We start from the raw sequence: 16,082 nt of genomic DNA on the forward strand, positions 1-16,082 counted from the left end.
CAGGAGGATCATTCGCCACATGGATCAACGAGCACCATAGCGATGATGCATTCGACCGCGAGATCGTTTCTCGGGTGAATGAGTGGTTTGAGCACTAGTTCCGTCTGTTGAGGTTGGGTGTGATGGGTGGGGCTGTGGAGTGGTAGTGGTGTCCGGTTGGTGTGGTGATGATCCGGTCCGAGGACCGGCTCTCGGCGGGTGGCCGGCCGCGATCACCGCTGCCAGCACGAGAGCCGTTGCCAGCGCTGGGGTCTGTTCCCGGTTGGTGGTTCCAGCCTGGGTATTCTTTGGTGTAGTTGCACCGTGCGCATAGACCAGTCCCGTTGGTCAGGGTGGTGTGGCCTCCTGAAGCGAAGGGGTGGGTGTGGTCCATGTGGGCGATGGGGGCGTTACACCACGGGGTCCGGCACTGCGAATCCCGCACAAGCAACGCACGGCGCAGGGCACCATGGAAGGCACGTTGGCGGGTGTCGATGGCTGTGATGTCGCCGGTGATCGGATCAGTCACAACCCGGCGCAGGAACACCCGTGACCGGCGAGTCTGTGGATCATCGTGGGCCGGGTTGAGCATGTCGCGTGCCAGCGGGGCGGGGATGGGGCCGAGTCCGGCAATCCACGCAGCAGTGTGTGCCGGATCAGCACGCCGCCCATCATCATCAACCACAGGGAACACCGCATCGGCGGCAAACTCAGGCACAGCATCAGGGCAAGGTTCGTTGGTGCTGGCAGAATCGTCAGTGCTGGTGTAGCTGGTAGCGCCGGGCATGCTGGTGATGCCGAATACGCTGGTGTCGGTCATGATGATCTGGAGTTCGATGGGGATGGCGTCGGGGGTGGCTTGTCCTGTGAGGCGTTGGACGAGAAGGTCGGCTTCGATCTGGGTACCGGAGCGTTCTTCTTGTTGGAGCTGGTCCCCATCAGCCCATCCAGTGTTTTTTGTGGTTGCTGCCGCATCCAACAAGGCTTTCTTACACGCGAAGGCCTGACCCATCGGCAGGAGAGCAGTCAGGTAGGCCATCGCATCCGGGGCAGGCCTGACTGTCACTGACCGCCGGCTCTTGGCGATCTTGTGGCGTTTGACTTGCGCGGCCGGATCAATCTGATTCGCTAACGCCCGGACTTCACCGGTGATCCTTTTAGTGCCGGCTTTGCCATAGCGGCTGGCCATGCGTGTATCGATCGCGGCGATAGCGGGTGGATCTAATGCGGTGACTTCGTCGGTGATTTTCTGGGCCGTGAATTCTGCGAGACGCCCATCGGTTAACGCGGCCAACGCGTTGGGCATGGTGGTGGTGAGTGTGTGGGCCATACGTACCGCGCGGGAGCCTGCTTGTGGGGACTCACGGCGTGCTAACGCGATTTCGGAGCCGACACCCAGGCCGCGTTTCTCGATCGGAACACCCGCTTCACGCTCACTGATCCCGCGATGGTGAAGAAACATGGCGGTTTCGCGTGCCTGTGCCGCGGCGGCCGCTGATTTGATGTCTTCCAACACCGAGACCCGAGAAATACACGCCGCCTCACTTGCCCCTGTGGGGGCGTTGCGGAGAATGTCACGGATGACCATCAACGACGAGAGTCCGGATTCGTCACCGGATTCGAGCAAGGTAGTCAGATTGGCTTGCGCTTCGGCAAGCATCAACCCAGTAAAATCCTCCTCCCACTGCTGATCGGGCAAGCCCGGGATATCCGTGGGGAAACTATCAGGGTCAAGGCCCAGGCGTTCCATCGCCTCAGCACCGAAGACAAGCTCATCAAAACACAGGTCAGCCTCAGACGGCACATAGGGCACATCACTCACGGCGGCACTGGCGCGTGTATCGAATGTGATACTCATGAGCCACCCTCCTGCGGTGATAAGAGAATCCACTCCCCGCAAAGAGAAGGAACGCTGCCGATCATGACCTGATGCGAGTGAACGAGGTACCCGGTGAGAGCCACCCTGTTCAACCTACCCACATTCTATCGAACGAACGTTCCCCAAACAAGAGTTCGAACAGGCCAATTTGTGCCGATTGTGAATGGAGGCTGGGGATCTCACCCATGGGAGCGCTTCATGACCTTCCGGACCTCCTCAACCCACAGCACGAGCGAAGATAGCGCCAACGCGACACCCCAGTGTGCAAGATCCAAGGATTCAGTGGCGAACGCCGCCTGAAGGAACGGGATCTCCACTACACAGATCTGGAGGAGCACGGCCAAGGCGATGGATCCCCACAACAGCTTGTTGCTTCCGATATCACGGAACGCGCTGAGCGTCGCGGATCTGGAGTTCAAGACAGCAAACAGATCACAGAGGACGATCGTGGTAAACACGGCCGTTCGCATCGTGTCTAGATCATCGGTGCCTCCAGGAATCAGGCCGCCGGGAAGCCACAGGTCCATGGTGATGATGCTGACGATCGCCATCGTGAAACCGGTGGTCATGATAGTCAGCCACATCTCCTTACCGATCACCTTGTCCTGCAGCGATCGCGGCCTATTCGCCATGACATCATCGATCTCCGGATCTACGCCAACGGCCAGCGCTGGGCCGGTATCCGAGACCAAATTAATCCACAAGATTTGCGTTGCCAGAAGAGGCAGAGCAAGATGCACGCCGGCGGCGTCCGCGGCTTCGGTCAGGCCGATCACTCCCATGAGAACCACGCCGAAGAACAGCGTCAGGACCTCGCCCATGTTTGAGGCCAACAAATAGCGCAAGAACTTCTTGATGTTGTCAAAGATGACGCGACCCTCGCGTATCGCAGCCACGATCGTTGCAAAATTATCATCCGCGAGCACCATCTTTGCGGCATCCTTAGTTACCTCGGTGCCGGTGATCCCCATTGCGATGCCGATATCCGCTGATTTAAGCGCCGGGGCGTCGTTCACGCCATCGCCCGTCATCGCCACAATCTGTTCGTCCTCTTGCAGAGCATCCACGATCCGTAGCTTGTGCTCTGGTGCCACACGTGCGTACACGGATGTTGTACGGGCGATCTCGCGTAGCTCCTGCGAGGTTGCCTCTTCGATGTCATGACCAACCATGACGGGGGCATCCTGGCCAACGATTCCCAGATCCTGAGCAATCTTTCGCGCTGTTTCTGGGTGATCGCCTGTAATCATGACTACCCGGACGCCGGCCCGGTGTGCCTCTTCGATAGCTTCTGCCGCCTCAACCCGCGGCGGATCGATGATGCCAACAACACCCAGATACACGAGGTCATGTTCCGCAGATTCGTCGAAATCCTCCGGGGCTGGCACACCCTCCGTTCGTACTGCCACCCCAAGTGTCCGGTATGCCTGAGAAGACAAAGATTGGACGTTCTCAAGTATTGCGGCCCGCTGAGCGGCTTCCAGAGGAACGTTTTCGCCCGTAACCAACACCGTGGAGCAGCGGTCCAACAGAACGTCTGGCGCTCCTTTCGCGAGAATCATGACGTCGCCTTGCGCGTTGCGGTGCAAGGTGGACATCATCTTGCGTTCGGAGGAAAAAGGAACACCCGCCAGGCGTTCGGCGCGCTCGATCTGTTCGCCAAGTCCCGGTGCTTTTCCCATGGCCGTAAGGAACGAGGCATCCGTGGGATCTCCGGTGATCTCCCATCGGCCATCAACCCCCTTCAACTGCGCATCGTTCGCAAGTGCTCCTGCCTCCAGTAGCACGCGGCATTCGTCAATGATGTCCAGAGATCCACCGGCCGCCTCCAGCTGGCCTTCCGGTGCATATCCGACTCCGCTGAGGGTGGCGTGCCCAGATCCTGTGATGATCTCCTTGATAGTCATTTCGTTCTGGGTGAGTGTGCCCGTCTTGTCCGTGCAGATCACCGAAGCAGAACCGAGCGTTTCTGCTGAATGAAGCTTCTTCACCACTGCGTTTCGATCAGCCATGCGCCGCACGCCGAGAGCAAGAACCACAGAAAGAATGGCTGGCAGGCCCTCTGGGACCGCTGCAACGGCCAGAGACACGCCCAGTAAGAGAATGGTCACCCAATCACTGGCAGTTTCAGGAGTTTGGACGATGGCAATCGCGATCATGATAATAAGAGCAATGGCGACGACGACGCGGCCGAGCATGCTACTCACACCATCGATCTCCTTTTGGAGCGGAGTGTCCTCTTCCTCAGTTTCGTCGAGCATCGTGGCAATGTTGCCCATTTCGGATTCCATGCCAGTACCCGTGACAATTGCCCGGCCGGCTCCTCCTGTCACAGCCGTACCACGGAATACCATGTTGGTTCTGTCCCCGACAGCCACCTTGCCCGACAGCGCTTCCGGCGACTTGGTCACCGGTGTAGATTCGCCCGTGAGTGCAGCCTCGGCAACCCGCAGAGACGATGCTTTCACGATTCTGGCATCGGCTCCTACCTGATCGCCTTCACTGAGGATGAGGATATCCCCGGGTACCACATCCGAGGCATTGATTTCGCAGTTCTGTCCCTCCCGAAGGACGAGGGACTGGGCCTGAGTCATATGGGCAAGCGCGGCTACTGCGTCCGCTGCCTTCGATTCCTCCACGATTCCGATCACCACGTTGAAGACAACAACCGCGATGACCACGATTGCCTCCACGGGTGCGCCTTGAGCGCCTTCCAACGCCCACGCACCAACCGAAACAGCGGCAGCAATCAGCAAAAGGATAACAAGCGCATCGTTGAGCTGGTCAAGGATCCGGCGCCAGAGAGGCACCGGCGGCTTCCCCACGAGTTCATTGGGGCCATATTGTTCTAGGCGCGCAGCCGCCTCACTCACGCTCAAACCTATAAGTGGATCGACACCTAAGGATTCTGCAACTTCATCGGATTCGCGTATTGGCGCGTCAGCGTATGCCATGGTGGTTAAGCTACCATTTCAGCACTACACCTGCGGACGGCTGGAGCGCTATAGTTAACGCAGGTGATGGATCCCGCCTTTAACCGCCATTCGGCTGATGGTTCCTGCTTAGCTTTGCGGGCAGGACTGCGCCCGCGGAAAGGTGATCGAATGCCTCACGTGCCCCCTCAACCGGCCACACACCGGCTCACCGATTTTCGCTCTCACCCCATTGTTGTGGGAATCGAACCGGAGATCCCCGAACTACTTCTTGAGACCGCGCGATCCTTCGCTCAGGCGACGGGCGCTATCATCCACTTCGCCTACGTTGACCCCTCCCGCTACGTCGTGGAGGAGTTTGCCGCTGGGAGCGTTCGCCACGAGGCCCTCTCCCCCGATTCGCTCCAGAGCGACTGGCAAGATCTGGAATCAAAGTTCGAAGGCCAACTCCAGCAGATGCTTCCGGCAGATCCGCCCGATCCGAGCTGGGAATTTCACTACTTGGCAGGACGGCCGGACCGCGCCCTCACTCATCTTGCCCGCGCCGTTGACGCCTCCACCATCGTGGTGGGCACCAGAGCGCCAGGTGCGCGCTCACGCCTTCGCCAGATTCTCGAGGGTTCCGTGGCCTATCACCTCACCCAGCACCAGCACCGCCCGGTTCTCAGCGTGCCCCTATCCGTGGTGGATTGGAAGGAGACCCCAAGCGTATGGGATCGCTAAAGCGCAACTCCGGCATGCTCACTGGCGCACTGTGCGTGGGCGTTGGTGCCGCGATTGGCACACTTATCCGTGCATTCTTAGAAGAATCTTTCCCGCACGCCGATGGGGCGTGGCCACTGGCCACGTTCGCGATTAACCTGATCGGCAGCGTGATCCTCGGCTTCCTTCTCACTGCACTTGCCAACTCTGGGCCTGATACGGGTTGGCGCCACACCCTTCGCCTCACGGCGGGCACCGGCGTGATCGGAGGATTCACCACCTACAGCACGTTCATCATCGAGGTACACGAACTGGCACTCCCCCTTAGCCTTGCCTACGCAGGAACTAGCGTGATCACGGGAATCGCCTGCGCAGTAGCGGGCATTGCCCTAGCCAACGCCCTGATCCCACCCACCGGCAAGGAGCAGGCCCGATGATTCTCCTGTTCACGGCTCTTGCCGGAGGCTTCGGTGGCGCCGCTCGCTTCATCGTGGATACGTTGGTTAACCGCCGCAATCGGCTCTCCACACCCATGGGAACGCAGGTTATCAACATCACCGCGTGCCTCGGACTGGGGCTCCTCGCCGGGTATGTAGGTTCCCATGGGGGCGCGCTGTATGCGGTGGCGGGCACAGGATTTATGGGCGGATATTCCACGTTCTCCACAGCCTCGGTTGAGGCAGCACGCCTCATGATCGGTGGCAGAATCACATCCGCAGCCATGCACGCCGTATCCATGATTCTTCTCAGCTACGCCGCCGCCATCCTGGGCATCGCGTTGGGTGGGGCGCTCTAGAGCCCCAGCAGATTTCTCAGCACAGTGATGACGCCTTGTTCGCTGTTTGACGGGGCGATGAATCGCGCCCCCTGAGCAAGGCCCTCAGCCGCGTTCGCCATGGCGAAGGACATTCCGGAGGCCTCAAGCATCTCCGCATCGTTGAAGTAATCACCGAAGCCCACGGTCTGCTCACGCGTCACTCCGAGTTCGCGTTGCAGGGCGCGAACCGCCGTTCCCTTGTTGGCCTCCGGATGCATGACATCAACCCAGTGCGGAGCCGAAACCACCACGGAACAGCCATCCAGCTGCCCCTCAAGATCGTGGTAAAGGCCAGCTCTGGCATCGCCAAATGTGTAGATGGCTACTTTGTTGACGTCGTCGTCGTAATCCAAAATCTCTTCTACGAGAGCCGAGCGGCGATAGTACTTGTGGACTTCGGCCCCGAATTGCGGTTCCGTTCTATCGAAGTAACCCATCTTCTTTCCGGCGATCACCACGGCAGCATCACTCGTAGAATTCCGGACCGCATGAACGCTGCGCACCACAGCCTCCCGCGGAAGCGAACACGAGGAAACCTCCACCCCGTCACGCACCACGAACGCGCCATTCTCGCAAATGAACGGCATCCCATCGCTGGCATCGTGGAACATGTGCTCCAGCCGGAAGTACTGACGGCCACTCGCCGGAGCAAACGCGATCCCTCGCGCCTTCATAACGTCAAGGAGCTCCCACAGTTCCTCTGGCACCTCCCCCGAATCGTCCAGAAGTGTTCCGTCCATATCCGCCACAATCAGCCGTGGATCGGCGTTCTTCACATACAGGGCAGGATCGGTGGGCTTTAAGCTCATACTGGCAGTTTACAACGGAGCCCGGCGCTGACCGCTAACATGGAGGGTGCCGCCACTGCGGAACACACGTCTACAAGGGGAATCCATGCTTGCCACGCCCACCGATCCGCGCGAATACTCACACTTGGAGGGAATCAAGCTGGTTGCATCCGATATGGATAACACGCTCGTGGGCTCAAGCGGTGAGCTTCCCGATGCTATCTGGGAAACGATCCGCGCACTGCGCGAACGCGGAATCCTCTTCGTTCCGGCCAGCGGACGCCAAGTCACCACGTTGGCTGAGATGTTCGAACCCGTGGCCGCGGGAATGCCACTCATCAGCGCCAATGGAGGCCTGCTGGCCCGCGACGGGCAGATTCTGTATTCGGTGCGGGTTCATCCCGACATTGTGCGGGAAGTTGTCCATATCATCCGGGATCTGGCTCATCAGGGAGTGGATCTGGGCATCCTGCTGATCGGAGAGAAGGCCTCCTACACCGAACGCACGGACCAGCGGTTCGTGACCGAAGTTCAGCGATACTTCCATCAGCTCGAAGTACTCGAGGACATTCTGGACGCGGAGGATGAGATCGTGAAGCTAGCGATCTATTCCTTTGACGGCTTGGATCAAGTGATGCCGCGAATCCAGCACTACGATGGCACGCATTCCCTCATCTTCTCCGCTGACGATTGGGTAGATATTCAGGGCCAGAACGTGGACAAGGGCGTGGCGCTGGAGGAGCTCCAGAAGATTCTGGGCATCTCGCGCGATGAAACCGTGGTATTCGGCGATTACCTCAACGATACCGAGCTCATGCACGCCGGCACGCATTCCTTCGCCGTAGCCAACGCTCACCCGGACATCATCAAGGCCGCCCGCTACGTGGCGCCCAGTTGCGAAGATCAGGGCGTTATCAGCGTTCTCCAACAGATTGTGGCCGCACGGTAGTAGGCTCGGAGTGTGTCTCAACTCGTCATCTCAGTACCCACACAAGCCGAATTCGATTTTCTTTCCCACCTGGATGTAGAGCCCGTCCTCTGGGCTCTGGATAAGCCGGCCCCACGCCAGGATCTGGATATGGTGGTCATGCCCTATATCTTCGATATGAGCGGGATGTCCTACCTTTCCTCGATGCACCCCAAGCTTGTCCAACTGGCCAACATCGGCTTTGACGGGGTGGCTGATCACGCACCGGCTGGCCTCACGATTGCCAACGCAACCACCGTTCACGAAACCGCCACCGCCGAACTTGCGCTTGGCCTCATGCTGGCGGCCCAGCGCGATATCCCGCGCATGGTACGCAGCCAAGATCACGGCACGTGGGATCGCTTCCGCGCACGCGGGCTCGCGGACTGCAAGGTGGTGATTGTTGGCGTTGGCGGCGTGGGAACCGCGATTGCTGAGCGCCTCAGGCCATTCGAGGTGGACATCGTGCGCGTGGCCTCACGCGAACGCGAGGATGAACACGGCCACGTCTACGCAACCAATCAGCTACCGGATCTGCTTCCCACCGCCGATATCGTGGTGCTGGCGCTGCCGTCAAGCGAGGCCACCTATCACTTTGCGGACGATGCCTTCTTCGGCCTTATGCCGGACGATTCACTCTTCGTGAACGTTGGACGCGGTAAAACGGCCGATACCGAGGCCCTGATCCGCCACGCCGGGCGCATTCGCGCCGCCCTAGACGTAGTGGATCCCGAGCCGCTCCCAGAGGATTCTCCGCTCTGGAGCAACCCGGCGGTGCTCATCAGCCCACATCTGGGTGGATGGGCCGCCGCCCAGTACCGGCGCCACAACCTTCTTCTCAAGCGCCAGATCGAGCACCTGGTGGCCGGTGAGCCGCCCGAGAACGTGGTGTTTGAGTCCTGACTACTTTCGCTTGCGGCGCTCGCGTACCCTCACCGAGATCTCGATGGGTGTGCCGTCAAAGCCGAAGGTCTCGCGCAGCTGCCGTTCGATGAAACGGCGGTAGCCCGCCTCAATAAAGCCAGAGGCAAAGAGAACGAAGCGTGGCGGGCACGCCGAGGGCTGAGTGGCGAAGAGGATGCGCGGCTGCTTGCCACCGCGCACGGGATGCGGGTGTGCCGCAGCAAGCTCCCCTAGGAAGGCGTTGAGCTTGCCGGTGGGGATGCGTGTTTCCCACGACGTGATCGCGGTTTCCATCGCGCGCGTCAGGCGGTTGGTGTGCCAGCCAGTGAGCGCCGATAGGTTCACGCGTTCAGCCCAGCGCAGCTGAGAGAGCTCCCTATCCAGTTCGCGGTCCAGTTCTGCGCGCCGGTCCTCATCCACCAGATCCCACTTGTTGCAGATCAGAACGAGCGCGCGCCCGGCGTCCACTACCTGCTGCATGACGCGGATGTCCTGCTCCGTGAGTGGTTCCGAAGCGTCCAGAAGGACCAGCCCGAGTTCCGCCTTTTCGATAGCGGCCTGCGTGCGCAGAGAGGCGTAGTAATCGGCGCCGCTGGCTTGGTGGACGCGGCGCCGGATTCCGGCGGTATCCACGAACATCCAGCTTTCGCCGTCCAGCTCTGCGTATTCATCCACCGGATCGCGGGTGGTACCGGCAAGAGGGTCGACGACGACGCGCTCCTCCCCCACGAGCTTATTGAGGAGGGAAGATTTCCCGACGTTTGGGCGCCCAACGAGGGCAATCCGGCGCGGGCCGCCCTCCGGGGTTGGTTCAGCCACGGCGGATTCGTCCGGAAGGACCTTCATGACGGCGTCAAGAAGATCACCCGTGCCGCGCCCGTGCATGGCCGATACCGGGTAGGGCTCTCCCAAACCGAGGCCCCACAGGTAGGCCGCATCCGCCTCCTGCATGGCCGAATCGACCTTGTTGGCGGCTAACACGATGGGCTTGCCGGAGCGGCGAAGGAGGCGAACAATCTGTTCGTCCGTGTTCGTGATGCCCACGGTGGCGTCCACCACCAGCACCACGACGTCCGAATGATCGATCGCAACCTCGGCTTGCTTAGCCACCGAGGCGTCAATACCGGCAACGTCAACTTCCCAGCCACCGGTGTCCAGGAGTGTGAAATCCCGGCCGGTCCACGAGGCGCCGTAGGACACGCGATCGCGCGTAACGCCGGGCGTATCTTGCACCACGGCCACGCGTTCACCCACGATGCGGTTAACCAGCGTGGACTTCCCAACGTTCGGCCGGCCCACCACCGCGATAACCGGCAGAGCCTTCGGGCGTTCAACAACGTATTGCCCAGCCTCTGCGCCAAGAACGGCGATGTCCTCTTCGGACAGATCGTAGGATTCGAGGTTTCCCCTCAGGAGCTCGTACTGAGCTTGTTCATCGCTAGTACTCATCGCATAGCCTCCGGTACAAGTGAGATCACGGCGTCAACTACCTGTTCGATGGTCAGTGCCGAGGAATCGATTTCCGTGACGCCATCTCTGGCCGTCATGAAATCAGAAACAGTGGAATCATCTGCATCGCGGCGCAGGACTTCATCGCGAGTGGCCTCCAGCGCAGAGGAATCCGCACTTCCACGCACTTCGAGTGCTCGCCGGGCAAGGCGCGCCTCCTCCGATGCTGTCAGGAGCACGCGCACGTCCGCATCCGGCGCCACCACACTGGTGATGTCGCGGCCTTCGGCAATGATGCCGGTTGACGCATCGGCAATGATCTGGCGCTGGCGGCGCTTGAGTTCCGCGCGCACATCCAGATTCGTGGCCACCTGGGATACATGCTTGGACAGATCGGAGGTGCGGATTGCCTGCGTGATGTCGCGGCCCGCACACATGATCGTTTGATCCTTGGGATCCAGCGGCATGTTGAGCGGCATGTCCACGGTAGCCTGTGCCACGGCCTCGTGATCGGACAGATCGATCTCTTGGTCCATGCACCACCAGGCGGCGGCGCGGTACATCGCACCCGTATCAAGGTAAGCAAGCGAGAGCTTGGCCGCCACTGCTCGGGACACAGTTGATTTTCCGGAGCCCGACGGCCCGTCCAGAGCGATCACAACGCCCATCTTCTTCTCTCTTCCTTCCAAGATAACTTGCCAGCCGCGTAACTCCAGCCCTCGCGCCAACTCTAGGGCGCGGCTCGGCTCCACGAACAGCATGGTGCGGCCCACTCGCTGATTGACGGAGTGTTCCATATGCAGATCTTCAATATTGACACCGATTTCACCCACTTCGGTGAAAAGGCGTCCAAGCTCACCGGGGCGATCGGGCACCAGCACGATCACTTCGGAATACCTGCGTGGAGCGCCACCGTGCTTGCCAGGAATGCGTTCCACGCCCTCGTTGCCCAACAGAATGGTGCGAGAGACCCCGGACAGCACTCCTGGGGCAAACGGATCAGTCACTCCCCCATCGAGTGCCGAAATCAGCCGCGTGAGCTCATCGCGAACCTCCGTGAGCACACCGGAAACGGCTTGCGCATTACCGGCAATGATCGAGGACCAGAGCGTGGAATCGGATCGGGCGATGCGCGTGACGTCGCGCAAGCCCTGGCCCACGAGGCTCATGGCCTCGTTCGGCGCCTCGCGTAGTGTTCCGGCAACAAGCGAGGCCACCAGCTGGGGCGTGTGGGAAACCAGTGCCACGGCAGAATCATGTTGTTCGGGTTCCATGACGATCGGAAGCGCGCCGATCTCTACCGCGAACTGCTTGATCGTGAGCACGAGGTTCTGAGGGGTCGCACGGCCCGGCGTGATCACCCAAGGACGCCCAGCAAACAGGTCAGCATCAGCAGCAATAGCGCCAGAGCGCTCCCTGCCCGCCATGGGATGCGATCCCACGTAGCGATCGGCGCCCGGGTGATCCTGCACTTCCGCCACAACCAACGCCTTAACGGACGCAACGTCCGTCACGACGGCATGCGGGAACGTATCAAGCACACGGGAGACCACGGCTGCCGCAACATCGGGTGGCGTTGCCACGATCACTAGTTCGGGAGCAGGAGCCTGTGAATCAGCGATCTGCCCAGCTCCCAGATCCCGCGCCAGCGCTGCTGCCGCCGGCGAGGTGTCCTCCAACTGAACATCGATGCCGAGCTCTCGCATCCTCAGCCCGAGCGAGGCCCCGAGCAGCCCGGTGCCAATAATCCGAACACAGTTCATTACATATCAACCAGATGCATCAGCGCGCTCAGCTCGGAACCCGCCACCTGCCGGGTCCTGCCAGGCTTCAAGTGTCCCACTTCCACCGTACCGAATCGGGTGCGAACCAGCTCCATGACCGGATGGCCCACCTCTTCCATGATGCGGCGGACAACTCGGTTGCGGCCCGAATGCAGGGTGATCTCCACGATAGAGTTGCGTGCAGCCGATTCGCGCAGCACAAAATCATCCACCTTGACGAATCCGTCCTCAAGGTTAACGCCCTTGGTTAATACCTTGCCAAGTCCGCGGGTGACAGTTCCCTCCACACGGGCGATGTAGGTTTTGGGTACCTCGTATGAGGGATGGGTCAATCTGTGGGTTAATTCGCCGTCGTTCGACAAAAGAATCAAACCCTCGGTGTCCTGATCCAAGCGCCCCACGTGGAAAAGGCGTTCGGTCCGATCCTCCACGTACTGGGACAAACTCGGACGTCCCATATCATCGTCCATCGTGGAAACAACACCCGGTGGCTTATACAGGGCGATCGTCACCTTTTCTTCATGCCCCTGAATCGGCATACCGTCCACATGGATGGATACCTTCTCCGGGTCAATGCGGGTGCCCAGTTCGGTGACGATCTTGCCGTCCACCTCAACCCGGCCCTGCTCCATCAACACTTCGCAATAGCGGCGCGAACCAACTCCCGCATGCGCCAAGACTTTCTGTAGGCGATCGCCGCGCGGATCGTGGGGGTTAGTCATTGAAGTTCCTTTACTACCTCGTCCATTTCGGAAACCTCCGGCAAGTATGGAGCCAGAGGCGCGAGCTCTTCGAGAGAGTTGATACCCATACTCTCCAAGAAATACTGAGTTGTGCCATACATCGTGGCGCCCGTTGTGGAAGCACCTGTTTCGGACACAAGCCCGCGCGTCAGTAACGTGCGGACAACCGAATCAACATTAACACCTCGAATGGCAGCGATCTGCGCCCGAGTCACCGGCTGGCGGTATGCGATGATCGCAAGAGTTTCCAGAGCCGGGCCCGATAGCTTGCTCCCTGCGTCCGCCACCACGAACTCAGTCACCACATCAGAGTACTCGGGATTGGTGTAGAGCCGAAAACCGCCCGCTATCTCCCGCAGCTGGAATCCGTGTTCACGCCCACCATTCCTGCCCGAGTATTCGTCCGTCAGTTCCTCCAGCAGATGGCGAACTTGAGCCATGTTCAACCCGGTGGCCCGCGCGATGTCCTCGATCGGAATGGGCTGGTTGGCCACCAAAAGTAGGGCCTCGATGGCGGCCAGTTGCCGATCTCTCGAATTCGATGTCACTGCTGCCTCCTTAGACTGATGAGGATAGTCTCCAGTGCGGCCGCTTGGGAGGCCACCACGTCCCCAGATCGCATGAGTTCAAGCACGGCCATAAAGCGGGAAACGATGGTTGGCAGATCCGTGGCGTTCGCGCACAGTTGCTCAAAGCTGTGCTCATGGTGATCGTCCAGCACGCCGCGAAGGTAGGTGATCTGGCTATCAATCGATACAAGGGCGCTGTGCAGGTGATCCACCAGAACAACGGGTTCCTCGTGATCGCGCGAGATCGCTTGGACCGCCAGCATAGCCAGCTGTTCAGTACTGAGATCAAGCTGGACCTCCGGCACCGCGTCAGCAAACTCGGGATCGAGTGGGACATCGCGGGGAGCCGAACGCCCTTGCGCCACGATCAGCTCGGACAGGGCGGCTGATGCTTCCTTGTAGGCTCGGTATTGGAGCAGTTTGGCGAACAGGATATCGCGGCGCTCAAGCAATTCGAGATCTTCTTCATCCGTTTCGGCTCCGGGGATGAGGCGGGAGGCCTTGAGCTCCAAGAGCGTGGCGGCCACGAGGAGAAACTCGCTGACCTGCGAGAGATCGTACACTTCCTCAGCACGAATGAACTCAATGAACTCGTCGGTTACCTCGCTCAGCGCCACCTCCGTGACGTCCAGCTTCCGCCGCGCGATGAGGGATAGCAAAACGGAAAACGGGCCAGCGAACACATCGAGCGTGACGGCAAAGGCGCCTTCCTGCTGCTCGCTCACTTCCTCAGGCACGAGAATCGGCTAGGCGCATTGGCCCTTGGAAATCACCTCGCGGGCGAGCCTGCGGTAGGCCTTCGCACCCGGATGCGACGGCGCGTAGGTGGTGATGGGCTGCGCCGCGATTGTGGCATCAGGGAACTTCACCGTGCGGGAAATGTAGGTATCGAACACCTTCTCCTTGAATCCATCACGTACGGACGCCATCACCTCACGGGAATGAAGTGTGCGCATATCGATCATCGTGAGCAAAACACCATCGAGGGTCAGGCGCGGATTGAGCCGGTCCTGAATGCGGTCAATCTGTTCGGTCAGCAACGCCACACCACGCATAGCGAAGTATTCGGCCTCTAAGGGAATCATGACCCCGTGCGCTGCCGTCAGGGCATTCACCGTGAGGAGGCCAAGGGATGGCTGGCAATCGATAATGATGAGATCGTAATCATCAACAACTGGGCGCAGGACTCGTGAAAGCGCCTGCTCGCGGGCCACCTCGTTGATCAGGACGATCTCCGCGGCGGAAAGATCAATGTTGGCCGGGACAATATCTAGGCCGGGAACCTCGGTGGACACGATGATGTCACGGACGTTGGGATGATCGGCAATGAGTTCGTCATAGATGCTGCGATCGAGGGCGCGGGCGTTCACGCCTAGGCCTGCGCTGGCGGCGCCCTGAGGATCGAAATCCACAACGAGGACCTTGCGACCGTATTCGGCAAGTGCCGCGGCCAGATTGATCGTCGTGGTAGTTTTTCCCACGCCGCCCTTCTGATTGGACATGGCAACGATTCGCGCCGGACCATGCGCGGTGAGCGGAGCGGGCTCCGCGAAATCTTGCTCGGGTACCTCGGGAAGAAGGGCATCTTGTTCAGTCACAGTCCAAGACTACCTAAATCGTGGCGGCTACATGCTATGAGCGCGCCCGTGGATGTGCTCCGGCGTATACCTGACGGACGGTATCGCGGCTGACGTGCGTATAAATCTGGGTGGTGGTGACCGATGAGTGGCCCAACATTTCCTGAACGACGCGCACATCGGCCCCTCCTTCCAGCAGATGGGTGGCGAAGGAATGGCGCAGGCTGTGAGGAGAGACGTGAACGTCAAGGTGCGCCGCATCGGCTGCGCCTTGGATGACTGTCCACGCACTCTGGCGGGAGAGCGGGCGGCCCCGTTGGTTGAGGAACAGCTCCTTGTATCCACTACCCCGGCGGGAGAGTTCCGGGCGGCCCCGGACAAGATAGGAACTGATGGCTTGCTCCGCGTAGGTGCCCAAAGGAAGGATGCGCTCCTTGCGGCCCTTTCCGAAAAGCCGAATCGTCAAGCCGTCAAGATCCACATCGTCCATCGTGAGGCCAACGGCTTCTGAAATGCGCGCCCCCGTTCCGTACAGCACCTCGAGGAGGGCGCGGTCACGCAGCGGAACGGGACCATCCCCCAACCCGGCGGCATCGATCAGTGCCGTCACCTCCGGCACGCTGAGGGCGTGCGGTAACCGCTCGGGAAGCTTGGGAGGCTGGATATCCGCGGAAGGATCTGTGGGCGTAGCACCCTCCTCAAAAACGAACCGGTGGAATGCGCGCGCGGCCACCATTGCGCGGGCAACACTTGCTGGCGCCATACCTTCCAGATAATCGGCAAAGGACGCCACATCCTCTCGCGTCACCGCACCCGGATCGGTGATACCCCTCGCGCCTAGGTGATCGAGATATTTCCCGAGATCCCTGCTGTAAGCCGCAAGTGTGTTCACCGACAGTGATCGCTCCACACTCAGGTGATTCATGTACTGGCGTGCACTGCGCGAGATCGGCGTGTTTCCTGGGATGTGAGGAATTTTCACCATAGTTACT

At 60.2% G+C, this 16,082-nt stretch carries 15 protein-coding genes and 1 riboswitch; of the genes, 5 read left to right on the forward strand and 10 right to left on the reverse strand.

The window, feature by feature from the left end:
* Positions 1 to 94: 94 nt before the first annotated feature.
* Both ACTHV6_RS03975 and ACTHV6_RS03980 read right to left on the reverse strand, forming a co-directional pair.
* On the reverse strand, positions 95 to 1,837 hold the full coding sequence (locus ACTHV6_RS03975; RefSeq protein ID WP_441385977.1) for a DUF222 domain-containing protein: 1,743 nt from the start codon (positions 1,835 to 1,837) through the stop codon (positions 95 to 97).
* Positions 1,838 to 2,037: 200 nt separating this feature from the next.
* On the reverse strand, positions 2,038 to 4,812 hold the full coding sequence (locus ACTHV6_RS03980; RefSeq protein ID WP_441385978.1) for a cation-translocating P-type ATPase: 2,775 nt from the start codon (positions 4,810 to 4,812) through the stop codon (positions 2,038 to 2,040).
* Positions 4,813 to 4,865: 53 nt separating this feature from the next.
* Positions 4,866 to 4,926: riboswitch (Fluoride riboswitch) on the forward strand.
* A 36-nt stretch (positions 4,927 to 4,962) separates the two neighbouring features.
* On the opposite strand from ACTHV6_RS03980, the gene ACTHV6_RS03985 reads away from it, so the two are divergent.
* Genes ACTHV6_RS03985 through ACTHV6_RS03995 form a run of 3 tightly spaced genes read left to right on the forward strand, consistent with a single transcriptional unit; the run spans position 4,963 to position 6,289 of the window.
* On the forward strand, positions 4,963 to 5,514 hold the full coding sequence (locus ACTHV6_RS03985) for a universal stress protein (RefSeq protein WP_441385979.1): 552 nt from the start codon (positions 4,963 to 4,965) through the stop codon (positions 5,512 to 5,514).
* Entirely contained in the window at positions 5,502 to 5,930 is a 429-nt protein-coding gene (locus ACTHV6_RS03990) for a fluoride efflux transporter FluC (RefSeq protein ID WP_441385980.1), read from the forward strand. The genes ACTHV6_RS03985 and ACTHV6_RS03990 overlap by 13 nt, the downstream gene beginning before the upstream one ends.
* The gene (locus ACTHV6_RS03995) at positions 5,927 to 6,289 is read left to right on the forward strand and encodes a fluoride efflux transporter FluC (protein WP_441385981.1); all 363 of its coding nucleotides are present in this window, start codon (positions 5,927 to 5,929) and stop codon (positions 6,287 to 6,289) included. The genes ACTHV6_RS03990 and ACTHV6_RS03995 overlap by 4 nt, the downstream gene beginning before the upstream one ends.
* Here the strand turns inward: ACTHV6_RS03995 and ACTHV6_RS04000 are convergent.
* Positions 6,286 to 7,119, reverse strand: a complete 834-nt coding sequence (locus ACTHV6_RS04000; RefSeq protein ID WP_441385982.1) for an HAD family hydrolase — start codon at positions 7,117 to 7,119, stop codon at positions 6,286 to 6,288. The genes ACTHV6_RS03995 and ACTHV6_RS04000 overlap by 4 nt on opposite strands.
* Before the next feature lie 85 nt (positions 7,120 to 7,204).
* Between ACTHV6_RS04000 and ACTHV6_RS04005 the strand changes: the two genes are divergently transcribed.
* A complete protein-coding gene (locus tag ACTHV6_RS04005) occupies positions 7,205 to 8,047 on the forward strand; it encodes an HAD family hydrolase (RefSeq protein WP_441385983.1) in 843 nt (280 codons plus the stop codon).
* 12 nt (positions 8,048 to 8,059) lie between these two features.
* Positions 8,060 to 8,968: an NAD(P)-dependent oxidoreductase gene (locus ACTHV6_RS04010; protein ID WP_441385984.1), complete on the forward strand. Its 909-nt coding sequence runs from the start codon at positions 8,060 to 8,062 to the stop codon at positions 8,966 to 8,968.
* On the opposite strand, the gene der is transcribed toward ACTHV6_RS04010, so the two are convergent.
* Genes der through xerD form a run of 7 tightly spaced genes read right to left on the reverse strand, consistent with a single transcriptional unit; the run spans position 8,969 to position 16,075 of the window.
* Positions 8,969 to 10,417 (reverse strand): ribosome biogenesis GTPase Der, encoded by a 1,449-nt coding sequence (der, locus tag ACTHV6_RS04015; protein ID WP_441385985.1) that lies wholly within the window; start codon positions 10,415 to 10,417, stop codon positions 8,969 to 8,971.
* Positions 10,414 to 12,180 carry a prephenate dehydrogenase gene (locus ACTHV6_RS04020; RefSeq protein ID WP_441385986.1) on the reverse strand — a complete coding sequence of 589 codons (1,767 nt, stop codon included), beginning with the start codon at positions 12,178 to 12,180 and terminating at the stop codon, positions 10,414 to 10,416. The genes der and ACTHV6_RS04020 overlap by 4 nt, the downstream gene beginning before the upstream one ends.
* The gene (locus ACTHV6_RS04025; protein WP_441385987.1) at positions 12,180 to 12,923 is read right to left on the reverse strand and encodes a pseudouridine synthase; all 744 of its coding nucleotides are present in this window, start codon (positions 12,921 to 12,923) and stop codon (positions 12,180 to 12,182) included. Before ACTHV6_RS04025 ends, ACTHV6_RS04020 begins: the two co-directional genes overlap by 1 nt.
* On the reverse strand, positions 12,920 to 13,492 hold the full coding sequence (gene scpB / locus ACTHV6_RS04030; protein WP_441385988.1) for an SMC-Scp complex subunit ScpB: 573 nt from the start codon (positions 13,490 to 13,492) through the stop codon (positions 12,920 to 12,922). The genes ACTHV6_RS04025 and scpB overlap by 4 nt, the downstream gene beginning before the upstream one ends.
* Positions 13,489 to 14,250 (reverse strand): segregation and condensation protein A, encoded by a 762-nt coding sequence (locus tag ACTHV6_RS04035; protein WP_441385989.1) that lies wholly within the window; start codon positions 14,248 to 14,250, stop codon positions 13,489 to 13,491. The genes scpB and ACTHV6_RS04035 overlap by 4 nt, the downstream gene beginning before the upstream one ends.
* 9 nt (positions 14,251 to 14,259) lie before the next feature.
* Positions 14,260 to 15,111 carry a ParA family protein gene (locus ACTHV6_RS04040; protein ID WP_441385990.1) on the reverse strand — a complete coding sequence of 284 codons (852 nt, stop codon included), beginning with the start codon at positions 15,109 to 15,111 and terminating at the stop codon, positions 14,260 to 14,262.
* Between the two features lie 34 nt (positions 15,112 to 15,145).
* Positions 15,146 to 16,075 carry a site-specific tyrosine recombinase XerD gene (gene xerD / locus ACTHV6_RS04045; protein ID WP_441385991.1) on the reverse strand — a complete coding sequence of 310 codons (930 nt, stop codon included), beginning with the start codon at positions 16,073 to 16,075 and terminating at the stop codon, positions 15,146 to 15,148.
* Positions 16,076 to 16,082: the final 7 nt, after the last annotated feature.

It is taken from the genome of Ancrocorticia sp. (assembly GCF_052089425.1).
In the GTDB taxonomy this organism is placed as follows: domain Bacteria; phylum Actinomycetota; class Actinomycetes; order Actinomycetales; family Actinomycetaceae; genus Ancrocorticia.

Coding starts and splice junctions, on each gene's coding strand:
- ACTHV6_RS03975 (WP_441385977.1), bottom strand. CDS start 1,837: ATGAGTATCACATTCGATACACGCGCCAGTGCCGCCGTGAGTGATGTG.
- ACTHV6_RS03980 (WP_441385978.1), bottom strand. CDS start 4,812: ATGGCATACGCTGACGCGCCAATACGCGAATCCGATGAAGTTGCAGAA.
- ACTHV6_RS03985 (WP_441385979.1), top strand. CDS start 4,963: ATGCCTCACGTGCCCCCTCAACCGGCCACACACCGGCTCACCGATTTT.
- ACTHV6_RS03990 (WP_441385980.1), top strand. CDS start 5,502: ATGGGATCGCTAAAGCGCAACTCCGGCATGCTCACTGGCGCACTGTGC.
- ACTHV6_RS03995 (WP_441385981.1), top strand. CDS start 5,927: ATGATTCTCCTGTTCACGGCTCTTGCCGGAGGCTTCGGTGGCGCCGCT.
- ACTHV6_RS04000 (WP_441385982.1), bottom strand. CDS start 7,119: ATGAGCTTAAAGCCCACCGATCCTGCCCTGTATGTGAAGAACGCCGAT.
- ACTHV6_RS04005 (WP_441385983.1), top strand. CDS start 7,205: ATGCTTGCCACGCCCACCGATCCGCGCGAATACTCACACTTGGAGGGA.
- der (WP_441385985.1), bottom strand. CDS start 10,417: ATGAGTACTAGCGATGAACAAGCTCAGTACGAGCTCCTGAGGGGAAAC.
- ACTHV6_RS04020 (WP_441385986.1), bottom strand. CDS start 12,180: ATGAACTGTGTTCGGATTATTGGCACCGGGCTGCTCGGGGCCTCGCTC.
- ACTHV6_RS04025 (WP_441385987.1), bottom strand. CDS start 12,923: ATGACTAACCCCCACGATCCGCGCGGCGATCGCCTACAGAAAGTCTTG.
- xerD (WP_441385991.1), bottom strand. CDS start 16,075: ATGGTGAAAATTCCTCACATCCCAGGAAACACGCCGATCTCGCGCAGT.